Source organism: Pseudomonas sp. FeN3W (assembly GCA_030263805.2).
Classification (GTDB): Bacteria; Pseudomonadota; Gammaproteobacteria; order Pseudomonadales; family Pseudomonadaceae; genus Stutzerimonas; species Stutzerimonas stutzeri_G.
In genome coordinates this window covers 3,017,769-3,034,696 of sequence record CP136010.1, presented here as the reverse complement: position 1 = coordinate 3,034,696, position 16,928 = coordinate 3,017,769, and the positions used below count along the sequence as shown (strand labels likewise).

Annotated in this window: 19 protein-coding genes; 14 read left to right on the top strand and 5 right to left on the bottom strand. The window is 67.5% G+C overall.

Annotation, left to right across the window (positions count from 1 at the left end):
* Nucleotide 1: 1 nt before the first annotated feature.
* The 3 genes from P5704_014405 to P5704_014395 form a co-directional block, all read right to left on the bottom strand.
* The gene (locus tag P5704_014405; protein WOF77256.1) at nt 2–880 is read right to left on the bottom strand and encodes a triphosphoribosyl-dephospho-CoA synthase; all 879 of its coding nucleotides are present in this window, start codon (nt 878–880) and stop codon (nt 2–4) included.
* Nucleotides 880–2,547 carry a malonate decarboxylase subunit alpha gene (mdcA, locus tag P5704_014400; protein WOF77255.1) on the bottom strand — a complete coding sequence of 556 codons (1,668 nt, stop codon included), beginning with the start codon at nt 2,545–2,547 and terminating at the stop codon, nt 880–882. Before mdcA ends, P5704_014405 begins: the two co-directional genes overlap by 1 nt.
* A gap of 172 nt (nt 2,548–2,719) precedes the next feature.
* Nucleotides 2,720–3,484: an SDR family oxidoreductase gene (locus P5704_014395; GenBank protein WOF77254.1), complete on the bottom strand. Its 765-nt coding sequence runs from the start codon at nt 3,482–3,484 to the stop codon at nt 2,720–2,722.
* 466 nt (nt 3,485–3,950) lie between these two features.
* On the opposite strand from P5704_014395, the gene phnC reads away from it, so the two are divergent.
* From phnC to phnP, 13 genes are all read left to right on the top strand, one after another.
* Entirely contained in the window at nt 3,951–4,781 is an 831-nt protein-coding gene (gene phnC, locus P5704_014390) for a phosphonate ABC transporter ATP-binding protein (protein ID WOF77253.1), read from the top strand.
* Between the two features lie 48 nt (nt 4,782–4,829).
* Nucleotides 4,830–5,834, top strand: a complete 1,005-nt coding sequence (gene phnD / locus P5704_014385) for a phosphonate ABC transporter substrate-binding protein (GenBank protein ID WOF77252.1) — start codon at nt 4,830–4,832, stop codon at nt 5,832–5,834.
* A 62-nt stretch (nt 5,835–5,896) separates the two neighbouring features.
* Complete coding sequence (gene phnE, locus P5704_014380; GenBank protein ID WOF77251.1) at nt 5,897–6,691, top strand: phosphonate ABC transporter, permease protein PhnE; 795 nt, start codon at nt 5,897–5,899, stop codon at nt 6,689–6,691.
* 34 nt (nt 6,692–6,725) lie between these two features.
* Nucleotides 6,726–7,433 carry a phosphonate metabolism transcriptional regulator PhnF gene (phnF, locus tag P5704_014375; protein WOF77250.1) on the top strand — a complete coding sequence of 236 codons (708 nt, stop codon included), beginning with the start codon at nt 6,726–6,728 and terminating at the stop codon, nt 7,431–7,433.
* An 11-nt stretch (nt 7,434–7,444) separates the two neighbouring features.
* On the top strand, nt 7,445–7,891 hold the full coding sequence (gene phnG / locus P5704_014370; protein ID WOF77249.1) for a phosphonate C-P lyase system protein PhnG: 447 nt from the start codon (nt 7,445–7,447) through the stop codon (nt 7,889–7,891).
* Nucleotides 7,891–8,499 (top strand): phosphonate C-P lyase system protein PhnH, encoded by a 609-nt coding sequence (gene phnH, locus P5704_014365; protein WOF77248.1) that lies wholly within the window; start codon nt 7,891–7,893, stop codon nt 8,497–8,499. The genes phnG and phnH overlap by 1 nt, the downstream gene beginning before the upstream one ends.
* On the top strand, nt 8,499–9,608 hold the full coding sequence (locus tag P5704_014360; protein ID WOF77247.1) for a carbon-phosphorus lyase complex subunit PhnI: 1,110 nt from the start codon (nt 8,499–8,501) through the stop codon (nt 9,606–9,608). The genes phnH and P5704_014360 overlap by 1 nt, the downstream gene beginning before the upstream one ends.
* Nucleotides 9,605–10,474, top strand: coding sequence for an alpha-D-ribose 1-methylphosphonate 5-phosphate C-P-lyase PhnJ (locus P5704_014355; GenBank protein WOF77246.1), 870 nt, complete (start codon nt 9,605–9,607; stop codon nt 10,472–10,474). Before P5704_014360 ends, P5704_014355 begins: the two co-directional genes overlap by 4 nt.
* The gene (gene phnK, locus P5704_014350; GenBank protein WOF77245.1) at nt 10,471–11,283 is read left to right on the top strand and encodes a phosphonate C-P lyase system protein PhnK; all 813 of its coding nucleotides are present in this window, start codon (nt 10,471–10,473) and stop codon (nt 11,281–11,283) included. The genes P5704_014355 and phnK overlap by 4 nt, the downstream gene beginning before the upstream one ends.
* Before the next feature lie 11 nt (nt 11,284–11,294).
* Nucleotides 11,295–11,999, top strand: coding sequence for a phosphonate C-P lyase system protein PhnL (phnL, locus tag P5704_014345; GenBank protein ID WOF77244.1), 705 nt, complete (start codon nt 11,295–11,297; stop codon nt 11,997–11,999).
* Nucleotides 11,989–13,134 (top strand): alpha-D-ribose 1-methylphosphonate 5-triphosphate diphosphatase, encoded by a 1,146-nt coding sequence (locus tag P5704_014340; protein WOF77243.1) that lies wholly within the window; start codon nt 11,989–11,991, stop codon nt 13,132–13,134. The genes phnL and P5704_014340 overlap by 11 nt, the downstream gene beginning before the upstream one ends.
* 96 nt (nt 13,135–13,230) lie before the next feature.
* Complete coding sequence (phnN, locus tag P5704_014335) at nt 13,231–13,785, top strand: phosphonate metabolism protein/1,5-bisphosphokinase (PRPP-forming) PhnN (protein WOF77242.1); 555 nt, start codon at nt 13,231–13,233, stop codon at nt 13,783–13,785.
* Nucleotides 13,776–14,525, top strand: coding sequence for a phosphonate metabolism protein PhnP (gene phnP, locus P5704_014330; protein ID WOF77241.1), 750 nt, complete (start codon nt 13,776–13,778; stop codon nt 14,523–14,525). The genes phnN and phnP overlap by 10 nt, the downstream gene beginning before the upstream one ends.
* Nucleotides 14,526–14,757: 232 nt before the next feature.
* Here phnP and P5704_014325 read toward each other — a convergent pair whose 3' ends face one another.
* Entirely contained in the window at nt 14,758–15,000 is a 243-nt protein-coding gene (locus P5704_014325) for a hypothetical protein (GenBank protein ID WOF77240.1), read from the bottom strand.
* 71 nt (nt 15,001–15,071) lie between these two features.
* Nucleotides 15,072–15,500 (bottom strand): DNA methylase, encoded by a 429-nt coding sequence (locus tag P5704_014320; protein WOF77239.1) that lies wholly within the window; start codon nt 15,498–15,500, stop codon nt 15,072–15,074.
* Nucleotides 15,501–15,872: 372 nt separating this feature from the next.
* Between P5704_014320 and P5704_014315 the strand changes: the two genes are divergently transcribed.
* Nucleotides 15,873–16,826, top strand: coding sequence for a TAXI family TRAP transporter solute-binding subunit (locus P5704_014315; GenBank protein WOF77238.1), 954 nt, complete (start codon nt 15,873–15,875; stop codon nt 16,824–16,826).
* Nucleotides 16,827–16,928 lie beyond the last annotated feature (102 nt).

Genomic DNA, 16,928 nt, shown 5'->3' with positions numbered 1-16,928 from the left:
TTCAGTTGCTCCCAGTCGGCGCCGGCGCATGCGGCGCCAGGCGGTCGAGGAATAAGGTGGCGGCCAGCAGGTCGGCGGCACCGCCCGGCGAGGCACGCAGCGACAACATCTCGCCTTCCAGTGCGCGCAGCTGGCGGCGCCCGGCGAGGCTGGCGCAACCGCCGGCAGCCAGTACGGCACGGGCGCCCTGCTGCATCCGGGTCAGGCCGTCGAGGCCGGCACGGTGCAGCACGCAGGTGTCGCTGAGCTCGGTCATGATTGCCAGCAACGCATCGAGCCGGGCGTTCTGCTCGCCGGCCCCGCCGCGGCGACTTACCAGCAGCTGCGGCAGGCCCTGTTCGATGACGGCAGGAAAGCCATGCTGCGCCTGCTCCCGCGCACCGAGCACACCATAGGCACGGCAGACGCGCGCGCCGTGGCTGTCGGAAGTGACCGGTACGGCCGGGTCGCTCAAACGGGCCAGAGCCGCGGCCGTTGCCGCAACGCCTCGGGCGTCAGGCGCGTCGGCTTCCAGCGCCGCCGCCGCACTGAGCAGCCCCAGCGCCCAGATCGCCCCTCGATGGGTATTTACGCCACCCGTCACGCGGAGCATGTCGGCTTCGCCGTCGCGGCCCAGTTGGCCGAGGGTTTCGCGCAAGGGCTGGCCAACTTCGCCAATTTCCTGCGCCGCTTCGGCCATCGCCTTGAACGCCGGCCACAGCGCATGGGCCGAGGCGTGCATCAGACCCAGATGCAGATCGTCGTGCGCGCCGTTGCCGCGCCGATCCACCAGCCCTGGCTTGGGCGACAGGTCGGCCTCGTCGATCAGCGCCTGCACCGCCAGATCCGCCAGGCGCTCGGCCAGTGTCGGCTGCGCCTGTCTTGCAATGAGTGCGCTCATCACCAGCTCCTGAACTTGGCAGGCGGGTTGTAGAGGCCGCCGGACCAGTCGACCAGCTCAGCGATGCTCTTGGCCGCCAGCAGCTCGCGGGTCGCGTCGTTGCGGCGGATGCCGAGGTCTTCCGGCAGGGCGATCAGCCCTTCGCGGCGCATGCGCTCGGTGTCCTTCGGGTTGTGCCGCAGGCCGATGCTGGTGACGCCGGCCACCGCGGCGATCATCGCCTGGCGTTCCTCCAGCGAGCGGGCCTTGTACAGGTAGGCGATGCCTTCCTCGGTGAGCAGATGGGTGACGTCGTCGCCGTAGATCATGATCGGCGCCAGCGGCATGCCGCTCTTCTTTGCCACGTCCACCGCATCGAGCTGCTCGACGAAGGTGGGCTTGCCGCCTTCCTGGAAGGTCTCGACCATCTGCACCACGAGCTTCTTGCCGCGTTCGAGCAGGGTCACCGGGGCTTCGCCGCCGGGCATGGCCATGTCCAGCCAGGCCGGGGTCGGATGGCGGCGACCGCGCGGGTCGTGGCCCATGTTCGGCGCACCGCCGAAACCGGCCAGGCGCCCGCGGGTCACGGTGGAGGAATGGCCGTCGCCATCGACCTGCAGGGTGGCGCCGATGAACAGGTCCACCGCGTACTGCCCGGCCAGCTGGCACATCATGCGGTTCGAACGCATCGAGCCGTCGCGGCCGGTGAAGAACACATCCGGGCGCTGAGCGATGTAGTTCTCCATTCCCAGCTCGGTGCCGAAGCAGTGCACGCTCTCGACCCAGCCGGTCTCGATCGCCGGGATCAGCGTCGGGTGCGGGTTGAGCGTCCAGTTGCGGCAGATCTTGCCTTTCAGGCCGAGGGATTCGCCGTAGGTCGGCAGGATCAGCTCGATCGCGGCGGTGTTGAAACCGATGCCGTGGTTGAGCGACTGCACGTTGTGTTTTTCGTAGATGCCGCGGATCGCCATCATCGCCATCAGCACGTGCACCGGCTTGATGTGGCGCGGGTCGCGGGTGAACAGCGGCTCGATGTAGAACGGCTTGTCGGCCACCACCACGAAATCGACCCAGCTCGCCGGGATGTCCACGCGCGGCAGTTCGTCGACGATCTCGTTGACCTGGACGATGACGATGCCGTCGGAGAAGGCGGTCGGCTCGACCAGCGCCGGGGTGTCTTCGGTACTGGGGCCGGTGTAGATGTTGCCGTGGCGGTCGGCCTGGAAGCCGGCCACCAGCGCGACATTGGGGATCAGGTCCACCAGCAGGCGCGAGTAGAGTTCGATGTAGGTATGGATGGCGCCGACTTCCAGCAGGCCGTCCTCGAGCAGTTGGCTGATGCGCAGGCTCTGCGGGCCGGCGAAGGAGAAGTCGAGCTTGCGCGCGATCTGCCGTTCGAACAGATCCAGATGCTCGGCGCGGCTGACGCTCGGCATAATCATGTGCAGGTCGTGCAGCTTGCCGGGGTCGGCCTTGGCCAGGGAGCGGGAGAGGAAGTCCGCCTGCTTCTGGTTGTTGCCCTCGAGCACCACCCGGTCGCCAGGGGCGATCAAGAGTTCGAGGGCCTCGACGATCCGCTCGCTGGGCAGCACCACGCCATCGGCGAGGCTGCGCACCTGATCGAGACGACGGGCTTTTTCAGCGCGACGACGCGACCACTGCGGCGGTGGGGAGATTGTTGTTGTCATGGCGACTCCACAGTTTTTCCGCTTGTGGAGCGCACAGTAGGGACGTGACCGAAGGGTCATCAATCAAGCAGCAGGCACGACCATTACGCTTGGGTTAACGATATGTCTGAACGGCCTGTTTGCGAGGCATGCAGCAGGCGCGGCGCATTGCGCGCCATGCCTCTTGGAGCGATTACTTGTCGCGATTGATGTTGAACGGCGACCAGGCCTGGCGTGTCGGCATCACTTCCAGGCGGTTGATGTTGATGTGCTCCGGCAGGGTGGCGACGTAGAAGATTTGCTCGGCGATGTCCTCGGCGGTCAGCGGCGTGGTGCCGCGGTACAGCGCGTCGCTGGCGGCCTGGTCGCCCTTGGTGCGGACCAGGGTGAACTCGGTCTCGGCCATGCCCGGGGCGATGTCGGTGACGCGCACGCCGGTGCCGAGCAGGTCGCAGCGCAGGTTGTAGCCGAACTGCTCGACGAAGGCCTTGGTCGCACCGTAGACGTGGCCGCCCGGATACGGCCAGTGGCCGGCCACCGAGCCGATGTTGACGATGCTGGCGCCCTTGCCGGTGGCGATCAGCGTCGGCAGCAGCGCGTGGGTGACGTTGACCAGGCCGGTGATGTTGGTGTCGATCATGGTGTGCCAGTCGGCCAGGTCGACCTGCTGCGCCGGCTGCGGCGCCAGCGCCAGACCGGCGTTGTTGACCAGGCAATCGATCTGGCTGAACTCGCTGGGCAGCTGCTCGACCACCTCCTTCACCGCGCCGGCATGGCGCACGTCGAGGGTGGCGATATGTACCGGCACCTTCGCCGACAGCTCGCTCTGCAGCTCTTCCAGGCGCTCGCTGCGCCGCCCGGTGAGGACCAGCGCCCAGCCAGCCTCGGCGAAGCGGCGGGCAGTGGCGCGGCCGAAGCCGGAGGTGGCGCCGGTGATGAATACAATCTTCTGTTTCATGCTGTTCCTCTTTCTCTGTAATGCCCGACCGTCGTATAGGCGACGCGGCATGGGGGCGCTGTAACGGCGTCCAGCCTAGTGTCGCGACAGCGTTGAAATGTCGGTTCGCGTGATAAGCGTGCGATCTGCCGTGATTGCGAGGGTGGTGCCGTCCCGTAGGTTGGGCTGAGCTCGCGAAGCCCAACGGCGATGTCCAGCCTGACCTCGGCATTGCGCCCACCATCGCCCGTTGGGCTTCGTCGCGTTGCTCCTCAACCCCAACCTACTGTCTACATACGACATTTGACCGATGGTGCCACACTAGGGTCTGTTCCCGCTTCGTCGCAAGCCGCGTCGACCGCCAAAGCTTCACCGAATGGTCATCGCAGCTTCATCGACGCTTAGCGGGACTGCAACAGAGCCTGACTACCTTCTCGTCTAGACAAGTTGGCCGACCTCCCCGGCCGCGCAGACGAGAGGGCAAGACATGAATGCGGCTATTCGAGTCGAGCGACTGAACAAGACCTTCGCCGGCAAGCAGGCGCTGTTCGACCTGGGCCTGACGATACAGCCGGGCGAGATGGTGGCGCTGATCGGCGCGTCCGGTTCCGGCAAGTCCACGCTGTTGCGCCACCTGGCCGGACTGGCCTGCTGCGACCGCGCCGCGGGCGGGCGCATCGAGGTGCTCGGCCGCGAGGTGCAGGCCACCGGCCGTCTGCATGGCGAGGTGCGCCGTTTGCGCGCCGACATCGGCTACATCTTCCAGCAGTTCAACCTGGTCAACCGCCTCAGCGTGCTGGACAACGTCCTGCTCGGCTTTCTCGGCCGCATGCCGCGCTGGCGCGGATCGCTGGGCATGTTCAGCGACGAGCAGAAGCGCCAGGCCATGGCCGCACTGGAGCGCGTCGGCCTGGCCGAGCGCGCCGCGCAGCGCGCCTCGACGCTCTCCGGCGGCCAGCAGCAGCGGGTGGCGATCGCCCGCGCATTGACCCAGCAGGCCGAGGTGATCCTCGCCGACGAGCCCATCGCCTCGCTCGACCCGGAGTCGGCGCGCAAGGTCATGGAAATCCTCGCCGACATCAACCGCCAGGACGGCAAGACCGTGGTGGTGACCCTGCATCAGGTCGACTACGCCCTGCGCTACTGCTCTCGCGCCGTGGCGCTCAAGGGTGGGCGCATCCATTACGACGGCCCCTCGGCGGCACTCAGCGACCACCTGCTCAACGATCTCTACGGCGCCGATCTGGACGCCAGCCTGCTGTTCTCCGACCGCGCCCGCGCCGCCGAGCCGCGGCAGCTGCAGCTGGTCAACGGCTGAGCCGCAAGCCGACCCGACAACCAACGCCACACCTCAGGAGTGACCTCCATGTTGAAACGCTTCAGCCGCGCCCTCGCCGCCTCCACGCTGCTCGCCGGTGCGATGTTCGGCACCGCGCAGGCCGCCGAGACCATCACCTTCGGCATCATCTCCACCGAGTCCTCGCAGAACCTGCGCAGCGTCTGGGAACCCTTCCTCGCCGACATGAGCAAGCAGACCGGCTACGAGGTGAAGGCCTTCTTCGCCCCGGACTACGCCGGGGTGATCCAGGGCATGCGCTTCGACAAGGTCGATCTGGCCTGGTACGGCAACAAGTCGGCGATGGAAGCGGTGGATCGCGCCGGCGGTGAAATCTTCGCTCAGACGGTCGCCGCCAACGGCAGCCCGGGCTACTACAGCCATCTAATCGTGCACAAGGACAGCGCCCTGAATTCGGTCGAGGACGTGCTGAAGAGCGCCAAGAGCCTGACCTTCGCCAACGGCGACCCGAACTCCACCTCCGGCTACCTGGTGCCCGGCTATTACGTATTCGCCAAGAACAAGGTCGACGCCGGCCAGGCTTTCAAACGCAGCCTCAACGGCAGTCATGAGGTGAACGCGCTGTCTGTGGCGAACAAGCAGGTCGATGTCGGCACCTTCAACAGCGAAGGCATGGAGCGCCTTGAGATCACCGCGCCGGACAAGGCGGCGCAACTGAAGATCGTCTGGACCTCGCCGTTGATCCCGGCCGACCCGCTGGTGTGGCGCAAGAGCCTGAGCGACGAGCAGAAGAACAGGCTGCGCGAGTTCTTCATGAGCTACGGCGCCAAGCCGGCCGAGAAGGAAATTCTCGCCAACCTGCAGTGGGCGCCGTTCCGCGCTTCCGACAACGACCAGCTGCTGCCGATCCGCCAGCTGGAGTTGTTCAAGAAGCGCAGCGAAGTCGCCGCCGACAGCAAGCTCTCCGACAGCGACCGCCAGGCGCAGCTGCAGGGCATCGACCAGGAGCTGGCCAAGCTGGAGCAGCGCATGGCCGAGCGCGAGCAGAAGAGCGCCGCCGCCAAGGCCAGCTGACCAACGCCGGGCGTGGCGCGCTGGCGCCACGCTCCCGTCCGCGCCGTTTTCGAGAACCGAACATGACCACTCTGAGCACCACACCGCCTCTGGCGGGCAACGACAAGCGCAGCTGGCTGCGCCTGCTCGGCTGGGGCCTGTGCCTGGCCGTGCTGGCCTGGTCCTGGCAGGGCGCGGAGATGAATCCGCTGCTGCTGATCCGCGACAGCGCCAACATGGCGACCTTTGCCGCCGACTTCTTCCCGCCGGACTTCAGCAACTGGCAGCTGTACCTCAAGGAGATGGTCACCACGGTGCACATCGCCCTGTGGGGCACCCTGCTGGCGATCGTCTGCGCCATTCCGCTCGGGATTCTCAGCTCCGAGAACATCGTGCCCTGGTGGGTCTACCAGCCGGTGCGCCGGCTGATGGACGCCTGCCGGTCGATCAACGAGATGGTCTTCGCCATGCTCTTCGTCGTCGCCGTGGGCCTGGGCCCCTTCGCCGGCGTGCTGGCGCTGTGGATCAGCACCACCGGCGTGCTCGCCAAGCTGTTCGCCGAGGCGGTGGAAGCCATCGAGCCGGGGCCGGTGGAAGGCGTGCGCGCCACCGGCGCCAGTGCGCTGCAGGAAGTCATCTTCGGGGTGATTCCGCAGGTGCTGCCGCTGTGGATTTCCTACTCGTTGTACCGCTTCGAATCCAACGTGCGCTCGGCCACGGTGGTCGGCATGGTCGGCGCCGGCGGTATCGGCGTGATCCTCTGGGAAGCCATCCGCGGCTTCCAGTTCGGCCAGACCGCCGCCCTGCTGCTGATCATCATCGCCGTGGTGAGCCTGATCGACCTGCTCTCCCAACGTCTGCGCAAACTTTTCATCTGACGGAGTGAGGCGCCGCGCGCCTCTCGAAAAAACCATGCAGTTGTCTAGACAACCCAGCGAACCGCTCTACCTCGAACTGGCCCAGGTGCTGCGCGGCGAGCTGCGCCACTACCGCATCGGCGACTTTCTCCCCGGCGAGATGCAGCTGGCGCGGCGCTTCGCGGTCAACCGCCACACCCTGCGCCGCGCCGTCGACGAGCTGATCAACGAAGGCCGTCTGTTGCGCCGCCAGGGCAAGGGCACCCAGGTGTTGCAGCGCCCGCTGGTCTATCCGCTGCAGGCCGACAGCGCCTACAGCGAATCGCTGGCCGCCCTCGGCTTGCGTACCGAGGCGCGCCTGCTCGAGCGCCGTCAGCTCAGCGCCAGCGCCGAGGAGGCACGCCACCTGCAACTGGCCGAAGGCGCCGCGCTCATCGAGCTGAGCACCCTGCGCCTGCTCGACGGCGAGCCGGTCAGCCTGATCCGCCACCGCTACTGCGCCAGCCACGCCGAACGGCTCGCCGACTACCAGGGCGGCTCGCTGCGCCGCTACCTCGGCGAACGCGGCCTGCCGCTGACGCGCCGTTTCAGCCTGATCGGCGCGCGTCTGGCCGATCGCGACGAGGCCGCACAGTTGCTGATGCCCCTGCGCATGCCACTGCTGTCGGTATTCACCCTGTCCTGCGATGCCACCGGGCGACCGGTGGAGATCGCCCTTTCGGCCAGCCGTTCCGACCGTTTCCAGTACCAGGTCGCCACCTGATGGAGAACTCCATGCACACCCGCGAACAATCCCCCCGCCAGCGCTGGATGGCCGTGCTGGCCCGCGCCAGCGCCGCCGACCTGGTGCCTTTCGAGAGTGACCTGCGCGACTGCGCCTACCAGCTGATCCGCCCCGCGGAAATCGGCATGACCCTGGTTCGCGGGCGCATGGGCGGCACCGGTGCGCCGTTCAACCTCGGCGAGATGAGCGTCACCCGCTGCGTGGTGCGCCTGGCCGACGGCAGCACCGGCTACAGCTACCGCGCCGGCCGCGACAAGCGCCAGGCCGAGCTCGCCGCCCTCGCCGACGCCCACCTGCAGGGCCCACAGCAGAGCCGCTGGCTCAATGAACTGATCGAACCGCTGGCCACCGCGCAGGCCCGACGCGCCGCGCAAAAGGCCGCCGAAACCGCCACTACCCGCGTGGAGTTCTTCACGCTGCTGCGAGGAGAAGACTGATGAATCGCGCCCCATCCGACCTATTGCAGGCCGCCTTCGCCGACCCGGTGCTGGATGCACAGAAGAGCTTTCGCGCCGCGCTCAAGTCCCTGGCCGAGCCGGGCACGCGCCAGCCGCTGGTCAGCGTCGCCGCCATCGACCATCTGCAGGCCGCCAGCTACGCGCTGTGCCTGAGCCTGCTGGATAACGACACACCACTGTGGCTGGCGCCGGCCTTCGATACCCCGGCGATTCGCGCCAACCTGGCCTTCCACTGCGGCTGCCCGATCGTCGAGGCGCGTGAGGAGGCCATGTTCGCCCTGCTCGACGCCGCCGCGCTGGACGACCTCTCCGGCTTCTACAACGGCAGCGAGCGCTACCCGGACCAGTCCTGCACGCTGCTGATCCAGCTCGACCGTCTCGACCGCGGCCCGGCGCTGAGCTGGCAGGGCCCGGGCATCGACGGCAGCCGCCTGGTCGGCCTGCCACTGAAGCCAGCGTTCTGGCAGCAGCGCGCCGCACGCAACGACTTCCCGCGTGGGCTCGATGCGCTGTTCTGCGCCGACGGCGAAGTGCTCGGCCTGCCGCGCAGCACGCGGATCGGCGATTCGCTGCAGGAGGTGGCCTGATGTACGTCGCGGTCAAGGGTGGCGAACAGGCCATCGACAACGCCCACGCGCTGCTGGCGAAGAAGCGCCGCGGCGACACCGGCATCGCCGAACTCGGCGTCGAGCAGATTCGCCAGCAGCTACCACTCGCCGTGGCGCGGGTGATGAGCGAGGGTTCGCTGTATGACGAAGAACTCGCCGCGCTGGCGATCAAGCAGGCCGCCGGCGATCTGGTCGAGGCGATCTTCCTCTTGCGCGCCTACCGCACCACGCTGCCGCGCTTCGCCGAAAGCCTGCCGGTGGACACCGGCGCCATGCAGCTCAGCCGGCGCATCTCGGCGACCTTCAAGGACGTGCCCGGCGGCCAGCTGCTCGGCCCGACCTTCGACTACACCCACCGCCTGCTCGATTTCGCCCTGCTCGCCGAAGGCCAACACCCCGGCCCGCCGGTGGATGAAAACACCACGCTGAGCAATTGCCCGCGGGTACTCGGCCTGCTCGGCGAGGAAGGCCTGATGACCCCGGAACTCGACCGCGGCGAGCCGGTGCCGGACCTCACCCGCGAGCCGCTGGAGCTGCCCTGCAGCCGCGCCGAACGCCTGCAGGCGCTGGCCCGCGGCGACGAGGGCTTTCTGCTGGCGCTGGGTTATTCGACCCAGCGTGGCTACGGCCGCAACCACCCGTTCGCCGGCGAGATTCGCATCGGCACCACCGAGGTCTGGATCGAGCCGCAGGAGCTGGGCTTCCCGGTCTGCCTCGGCGAGATCGAGCTGACCGAGTGCGAGATGGTCAACCAGTTCGTCGGCGAGAGTGCCGCGCAGGCGCAGTTCACCCGCGGCTACGGCCTGGCCTTCGGCTATGCCGAGCGCAAGGCGATGGGTATGGCGCTGGTCGACCGCGCGCTGCGTGCCGGCGAGTACGGCGAGGAGGTGCAGGGCCCGGCGCAGCAGGAGGAGTTCGTCCTGATGCACTGCGACAACGTCGAGGCCGCCGGTTTCGTCTCGCACCTGAAGTTGCCGCACTACGTCGACTTCCAGTCCGAGCTGGAGCTGATCCGCAAGCTGCGCCAGCCGCAGGCCGAGCAGACCGAAGCCGACGCCGAGACGCCTGCGAAGGAGAAACGCGCATGAATGCACAGGCCATTCCCGCCCGCGAGGCGGGCTACAACTTCGCCTACCTCGACGAGCAGACCAAGCGCATGATCCGCCGCGCACTGCTCAAGGCGGTCGCCATTCCCGGCTATCAGGTGCCCTTCGGCGGCCGCGAGATGCCGCTGCCCTACGGCTGGGGCACCGGCGGCATGCAGCTGACCGCGGCCATTCTCGGCGCCGACGACGTGCTCAAGGTGATCGACCAGGGCGCCGACGACACCACCAATGCGGTGTCGATCCGCCGCTTCTTCGCCCGCACCGCCGGGGTCGCCACAACCGAACGCACCCCGGAAGCGACGGTAATCCAGACGCGCCACCGCATCCCGGAAACCCCGCTCGCCGCCGGGCAGATCATGGTCTATCAGGTGCCGATTCCCGAGCCGCTGCGCTTCATCGAGCCGTCGGAAACCGAGACGCGCACCATGCACGCGCTGGGCGACTACGGCGTGATGCACGTGAAACTCTACGAGGACATCGCCACCTTCGGCCACATCGCCACCAGCTACGCCTACCCGGTGACGGTGGACGGGCGCTACGTGATGGACCCGTCGCCGATTCCCAAATTCGACAACCCCAAGCTGGACCGCAGCCCGGCACTGATGCTGTTCGGCGCCGGCCGCGAGAAGCGCCTCTACGCCGTGCCGCCGTACACCCGCGTGGTCAGTCTGGATTTCGAGGATCACCCCTTCCAGATCCAGCAGTGGGAGCAGTGCTGCGCCATCTGTGGCAGCGGCGATTCCTACCTCGACGAGCTGATCGTCGACGACGCCGGCAGCAAGCAGTTCGTCTGCTCGGATACCGACTATTGCGCGCAGCGCGCCCAGCCCCAGGAGAGCCGCCCATGAGCGCCGCCGAACAATTGCTGCCCGCCGCGAGCGTCGGCACCGAGCCGCTGTTCGCGGTGCGCGACCTGACCCGTCTGTACGGTCCGGACAAGGGCTGCCAGGGCGTGTCCTTCGAGCTCTACCCCGGCGAAGTGTTGGGCATCGTCGGCGAGTCCGGCTCGGGCAAGTCCACCCTGCTCTCGCTGCTCTGCGGCCGCTGCCCGCCGGATCGCGGCAGCGTGCAGTACCGCGATGCTGCCGGCGACTGGCTCGACCTCTACGCCGCCAGCGAGGCCGAGCGGCGCACGCTGCTGCGCAGCGAATGGGGCTTCGTCGAACAGAACCCGCGCGACGGCCTGCGCATGGGGGTTTCCGCCGGCGCCAACATCGGCGAGCGGCTGATGGCCCAGGGCGTCAGGCATTACGGCCAGCTGCGCGCCGCCGGGCTGGACTGGCTCAGACAGGTGGAGATCGACCCGGCACGCATCGACGACCTGCCACGGACCTTCTCCGGCGGCATGCAGCAGCGCCTGCAGATCGCCCGCAACCTGGTCTCCAGTCCGAAGCTGGTGTTCATGGACGAACCCACCGGCGGCCTCGACGTGTCGGTGCAGGCACGTCTGCTCGATCTGCTGCGCGGGCTGGTGCGTGAGCTGGACCTGGCGGTGGTGATCGTCACCCACGACCTCGCCGTGGCGCGCCTGCTGGCCGACCGGCTGATGGTGATGCGTCGCTCGCGGGTGGTGGAGGCCGGCCTCACCGACCAGATTCTCGACGACCCGCAGCACCCCTATACGCAGCTGCTGGTGTCCTCGGTGCTGCAACCATGAAGGAATCCGTCATGACGAACCTGATCGAGGTCCGCGACCTCGCCAAGACCTTCACCCTGCACCAGCAGCACGGCGTCAGCCTGCAGGTGCTGCGCGGGCTGAACTTCACCGTCGCCGCCGGCGAGTGCCTGGTGCTGCACGGCCAGTCCGGTGCCGGCAAGTCGACGCTGCTGCGCACGCTGTACGGCAACTACCTGCCGGCCGGCGGCAGCATCCGTATCCGCCACGCCGGCGACTGGCTGGAACTGGTCGGCGCCGAGCCGCGCCAGGTACTCGCCGTGCGCCGGCAGACGCTGGGCTATGTCAGCCAGTTCCTGCGGGTGATCCCGCGGGTGCCGGCGCTGGAGGTGGTGATGGAACCGGCACTGGCGCGCGGCTGGAGCCGTGCCGAAGCCGAGGCGCGGGCCAAGGCGCTGCTGACCCGGCTGAACATTCCCGAGCGGCTCTGGCAGCTGGCCCCCGGCACCTTTTCCGGCGGCGAGCAGCAGCGCGTCAACCTGGCGCGCGGCTTCATGGTGAGCTGGCCGGTGCTGCTGCTCGACGAACCCACCGCCTCGCTGGACGAGGCCAACGCCGGCGTGGTGCTGGAACTGATCGCCGAAGCCAAGGCCGCCGGCAGCGCGCTGATCGGCATCTTCCATGACCGCGCGATCCGCGAGGCAGTCGCCGACCGTTACCTGGACATGACGCAGGAGGACCTGGCCCATGCCAGCTGAACAGATACTCAGCAACGCCCGCCTGGTGCTGGCCGATCAGGTGATCCATGGCAGCCTGCTGATCCGCGACGGCCTGATCGCCGACATCAGCGAAGGTGCCAGCAACCTGCCTGAGGCGCAGGACCTGGACGGCGCCCTGCTGCTGCCGGGGCTGGTGGAACTGCACACCGACAACCTGGAAAAGCACATGAGCCCGCGCCCGGGAGTGGACTGGCCGTCCGCCTCGGCGGTGCTGACCCACGACGCGCAGATCGTCGCCGCCGGCATCACCACGGTGTTCGATGCGCTGTCGATCGGCGACATCAATCCCAAGGGCAAGCGCATGCAGCAGCTCGGCGTGATGCTCGAGGCCATCGCCGAGGCCGAAGCGTCCGGACAGACCCGCGCCGAACACCGCCTGCACCTGCGCTGCGAGGTCAGCCACCCGCAGTGCCTGGAACTGTTCCGCGAGCTGGTCGAGCAGCCCCTGGTGCAGCTGGTCTCGGTGATGGACCACGCGCCGGGCCAGCGCCAGTTCGCGCGCATGGAGAAGTACCGCGAGTACTACATGGGCAAGTACCACCTGAGCCCCGCGGAGATGGATGCCTTCGTCAGCGAGCAGCTGGCCAACTCGGCGCGGCACAGCGACTCGCAGCGCGCCGCCATCGTCGACATCTGCCGCAGCCGCGACCTGGCGCTGGCCAGCCACGACGACGCGACCCTGGAACACGTTAGCGAGTCGGCGGACTACGGCATGGCCATCGCCGAATTCCCCACCACCTTCGAGGCCGCCGAGGCCAGCCACGCGCGCGGGCTGAAGGTGCTGATGGGCGCGCCGAACATCGTCCGCGGCGGCTCGCACTCGGGCAATATCGCCGCCGCCGACCTGGCCCGGGGCGGCGTGCTGGACATCCTCTCCAGCGACTACTACCCGGCCAGCCTGCTGCAGGCCGCGCTGGGTCTGGCCGAACAGGACAACGGCTATGACCTGCCGCGCGCCATCGCCACCATCAGCCTGGCGCCGGCACGCGCGGCCGGGCTGGACGATCGCGGCGAGATCGCCGTCGGGCTGCGCGCCGACCTGGTCCAGGCGCAGGTGCACAAGGGCCAGCCGGTGATCGGCCAGGTCTGGCGCCAGGGCCGGCGGGTGTTCTGATGCATTCGCGCCCGCACCATGATGTCCCCTGCGGGGCGGCTTGCCGCTACCATGCCGGTCCACACCCCGCGTTCTCCCGTCTCTGGAGGTGATCTGATGCAAGGCCGCCTGATCTACCTGATCGGCCCGTCCGGCGCCGGCAAGGACAGCCTGCTCGACGCCGCACGCGAAGCGCTCGCCGCGCGTGGCGTGCGCATCGCCCGGCGGGTCATCACCCGCTCGGCCGAAGCCATCGGCGAAGCCGCACACTCGGTGAGCGTCGAACAGTTCGCGCGCCTGGAGGCCGAGCGAGCATTCGCCCTCGCCTGGCGCGCCAACGGGCTGGCCTACGGCATTCCCGCCGAAATCGACGCCTGGCTGGCGGCCGGCGAGGATGTGCTGGTCAACGGCTCGCGCGGCTATCTGCCCGCGGCGCGGCAGCGCTACCCGGACCTGCTGGCGGTGCTGCTGACCGTCGAGCAGGACGTGCTGCGCGAGCGCCTGCTGACCCGCGGCCGGGAAACGCCCGAGCAGATCGAAGCACGCCTGGCACGCAATGCGCTGTTCAGTGGCGAACTGGACGACTACATCCGCCTGGACAACTCCGCCTCGCTGCAGAGCAGCGTCGAACGCCTGCTGCAGCTGCTCGACGAGCATCGCCAATGCGGCTGACCCTGCTCGGCACCGGTGGCGCCGCACAGGTGCCGGTGTATAACTGCGCCTGTCCGGCCTGCCGCGCCGCGCAGCTCGACCCGCGTCGCCGCCGCCGTGCCTGCTCGGCGCTGGTGGAATGTGGCGATCAACGCTGGCTGCTCGACAGCGGTCTGCCTGATCTCTGCGAGCGCTTCGCCCCCGGCAGCCTCAGCGGCATCCTGCAGACGCACTACCATGCCGATCACGCCCAGGGCCTGCTGCAGCTGCGCTGGGGCGTGGGACTGAGCATCCCTGTGCACGGCCCGGACGATCCCGACGGCCTCGCCGATCTCTACAAGCATCCGGGCATCCTCGATTTCAGCGAGCCGTTCGCCGCCTTCGAAGAACGCATGCTCGGCACGCTACGGGTCACCGCGCTGCCGCTGGTGCATTCGAAACCCACCTTCGGCTACCTACTGGAAGGCAATGGGCGCCGTATCGCCTACCTCACCGACACCGTCGGCCTGCCGGACAGCACACGCGAACGGCTGCAGGACACCGCGCTGGATGTGCTGGTGCTGGACTGCTCACAGCCACCGCGCGATACGCCACCGCGCAATCACAACGACCTGACCCGCGCACTGCAGAGCATCGATGACCTACGCCCGGAACAGGCCGTCCTGACCCATATCGGCCACGAGCTGGATGCCTGGTTCATGCAGGCGCCACGGAAACTGCCGGGCAACGTGTGCCTGGCATACGACGGGATGACGCTTTAGCGCTTCGCAGATAGACGTTTCCATGGACCAGAGGCGGGAGAAACACCGAGCCGCCTGCTCGCAACGCGTGGAAAACGCTGCGCGGTTTTCCACCCTACCGATGGCGATGGCGATGGCGATGGCGATGGAAGCGTAGGGTGGATAACGCGAAGCTTATCCACCATGGGTCCGTTGCATGGCGAAACGTCGGGCAGGGCCATGAAGCATGGAGCGGATTCCGGACTGACGCCGGCTAGCGCCCCGGCTGCGGGCGGAAACCCGGCACGCTGCTCGGGCGTTCGACCCGCGCGGCCGGCATGCTGCAGTTGAGGTCACGGAACGGGCGACCGTCGAGTTTCTCCCAGCCCTCGCCCGGTGAGGTCTGGCGGCAGATGATGGTGCCGTCGAGTTTGCTCTGCCATTGGTAATAGGGCGCCGGCGCGGCGCTGGCCGCGATGGGCAGGAACAGACTGAGGGCGAGCAGAACAATGCGCATGGCGGACTTCGGCGTTGCGATGGCGCCACTCTAACCCTTCGGCCGCGCTACGCAAGCGCCGTCCGGCGCGCTCAGTACCAGACCCTGGCGGCCTCGCGCATGAAGATTTCCACGGTCTTCGGCCCGATCCCCTCGAATTCCGCCAGCCGCCGTTCCAGGTCCTTGCGGTTCTCGCTGAGTTCATGGATGCGCCCGAGCTTGCCGCCATATTCCTGGTTGAGCTTCTCGCAGAGCTTGAGCAACCGCTCGGCGGTGGACTCGTCGTAGCGTACGTAGTGCCCTTCGCCGAGCATGTCCACCAGCTGCTGCCAGCTGCAGTTGCTCAGCTTTCGCGGCGTATCGCGCTTGTGCTTGTCGACGATCACGCGATACGCCTCGGCGGCGATGTCCTGCTGGATGCGCTTGCCGAACAGAAAGCTGGCGAGAAACCACTTGAACAGCGCGTGCTCACCGTCACTCATGTCGATGCCCAGATCCTTGGCGCTGATTTCCGCGCTCATGACGAGCCCTCCATCGAACGATTTGTCCGCATTCGAAGCCCACGCGCCGGGCAAGTTTCGCGCTCACTTCAGCCCTGATGAGCGGTTTCTTGCCGAACCTTCTCATCACATAGGCGGATTTTTGCCTATCCCATCTGTCTGTGCAGGCAGCAGCCCTTGTAGCAGGGACCATACGAGACTGGCACGGCTTCTGCTAATGGCAATGTGCTCGATGCGATTCCAACGACAAGAAGAGCTACCAGCGATATCCATCCCTCCGGACCTCTCCGGTGTCATCGCCCCTCTGCTTGTCCGTCTGGCGCGTTCCCGAACGCGGCATCGTCTATCGTCAACATGCTGCGTCAACCAATAAAAACGAAACGGAGATCCACCATGAGACTGACCAAACGCCTGGGCCTGCTCGCTGCCGCTGCGGCCTTCACCGCCAGCACCGCGGCTGTCGCTGCGCCGACCTTCATCAACATCCTCACCGGCGGCACCAGCGGTGTGTACTACCCGATCGGCGTGGCCCTGTCGCAGCAGTACAACAAGATCGACGGCGCCAAGACTTCCGTGCAGGCCACCAAGGCTTCGGTGGAAAACCTCAACCTGCTGCAGGCCGGCCGTGGCGAACTGGCCTTCTCCCTGGGTGACTCGGTGGCCGACGCCTGGAACGGTGTCGAGGACGCCGGCTTCAAGGCGCCGCTCAAGCGCCTGCGCGCCATCGCCGGTACCTACAACAACTACATCCAGATCGTTGCCAGCGAAGAGTCCGGCATCAAGACCCTGGAAGACCTCAAGGGCAAGCGCATCTCCGTCGGCGCGCCGAAGTCCGGCACCGAGCTGAACGCCCGCGCCATCTTCAAGGCCGCCGGCCTGGACTACAAGGACATGGGCCGCGTCGAGTTCCTGCCCTACGCCGAGTCGGTCGAGCTGATCAAGAACCGCCAGCTGGACGCCACCCTGCAGTCCTCGGGCCTGGGCATGGCCGCCATCCGCGACCTGGCCAGCACCATGCCGGTGACCTTCGTCGAGATTCCGGCCGCCGTGGTCGAGAAGATCGAGAGCGACGCCTACCAGGCCGGCGTGATCCCGGCCGGCACCTACGACGGTCAGGATGCCGACGTTCCTACCGTGGCCATCACCAACATCCTGGTCAGCCATGAGAAGGTCTCCGACGAAGTGGCCTACCAGATGACCAAGCTGATGTTCGACAACCTGTCGGCCCTGGGCAACGCCCACTCCGCCGCCAAGGACATCAAGCTGGAAAACGCCACCAAGAACCTGCCGATTCCGCTGCACCCGGGTGCCGAGCGCTTCTACAAGGAAGCTGGAGTTCTCAAGTAACCCAGCGCTGACAGACGGGCGGAGCGGGCCCTGCGGCCTGCTCCAGCCCGCATCCTTGTAGCAGCAGGCTTGCCCGCGTTGCCTCGTTGGCAAGCCTGCTTC

What these genes read in the sequence shown, in the direction of transcription:
- P5704_014405 (WOF77256.1), bottom strand. Translation starts at nt 880, where the DNA reads ATGAGCGCACTCATTGCAAGACAGGCGCAGCCGACACTGGCCGAGCGC.
- mdcA (WOF77255.1), bottom strand. Translation starts at nt 2,547, where the DNA reads ATGACAACAACAATCTCCCCACCGCCGCAGTGGTCGCGTCGTCGCGCT.
- P5704_014395 (WOF77254.1), bottom strand. Translation starts at nt 3,484, where the DNA reads ATGAAACAGAAGATTGTATTCATCACCGGCGCCACCTCCGGCTTCGGC.
- phnC (WOF77253.1), top strand. Translation starts at nt 3,951, where the DNA reads ATGAATGCGGCTATTCGAGTCGAGCGACTGAACAAGACCTTCGCCGGC.
- phnD (WOF77252.1), top strand. Translation starts at nt 4,830, where the DNA reads ATGTTGAAACGCTTCAGCCGCGCCCTCGCCGCCTCCACGCTGCTCGCC.
- phnE (WOF77251.1), top strand. Translation starts at nt 5,897, where the DNA reads ATGACCACTCTGAGCACCACACCGCCTCTGGCGGGCAACGACAAGCGC.
- phnF (WOF77250.1), top strand. Translation starts at nt 6,726, where the DNA reads ATGCAGTTGTCTAGACAACCCAGCGAACCGCTCTACCTCGAACTGGCC.
- phnG (WOF77249.1), top strand. Translation starts at nt 7,445, where the DNA reads ATGCACACCCGCGAACAATCCCCCCGCCAGCGCTGGATGGCCGTGCTG.
- phnH (WOF77248.1), top strand. Translation starts at nt 7,891, where the DNA reads ATGAATCGCGCCCCATCCGACCTATTGCAGGCCGCCTTCGCCGACCCG.
- P5704_014360 (WOF77247.1), top strand. Translation starts at nt 8,499, where the DNA reads ATGTACGTCGCGGTCAAGGGTGGCGAACAGGCCATCGACAACGCCCAC.
- P5704_014355 (WOF77246.1), top strand. Translation starts at nt 9,605, where the DNA reads ATGAATGCACAGGCCATTCCCGCCCGCGAGGCGGGCTACAACTTCGCC.
- phnK (WOF77245.1), top strand. Translation starts at nt 10,471, where the DNA reads ATGAGCGCCGCCGAACAATTGCTGCCCGCCGCGAGCGTCGGCACCGAG.
- phnL (WOF77244.1), top strand. Translation starts at nt 11,295, where the DNA reads ATGACGAACCTGATCGAGGTCCGCGACCTCGCCAAGACCTTCACCCTG.
- P5704_014340 (WOF77243.1), top strand. Translation starts at nt 11,989, where the DNA reads ATGCCAGCTGAACAGATACTCAGCAACGCCCGCCTGGTGCTGGCCGAT.
- phnN (WOF77242.1), top strand. Translation starts at nt 13,231, where the DNA reads ATGCAAGGCCGCCTGATCTACCTGATCGGCCCGTCCGGCGCCGGCAAG.
- phnP (WOF77241.1), top strand. Translation starts at nt 13,776, where the DNA reads ATGCGGCTGACCCTGCTCGGCACCGGTGGCGCCGCACAGGTGCCGGTG.
- P5704_014325 (WOF77240.1), bottom strand. Translation starts at nt 15,000, where the DNA reads ATGCGCATTGTTCTGCTCGCCCTCAGTCTGTTCCTGCCCATCGCGGCC.
- P5704_014320 (WOF77239.1), bottom strand. Translation starts at nt 15,500, where the DNA reads ATGAGCGCGGAAATCAGCGCCAAGGATCTGGGCATCGACATGAGTGAC.
- P5704_014315 (WOF77238.1), top strand. Translation starts at nt 15,873, where the DNA reads ATGAGACTGACCAAACGCCTGGGCCTGCTCGCTGCCGCTGCGGCCTTC.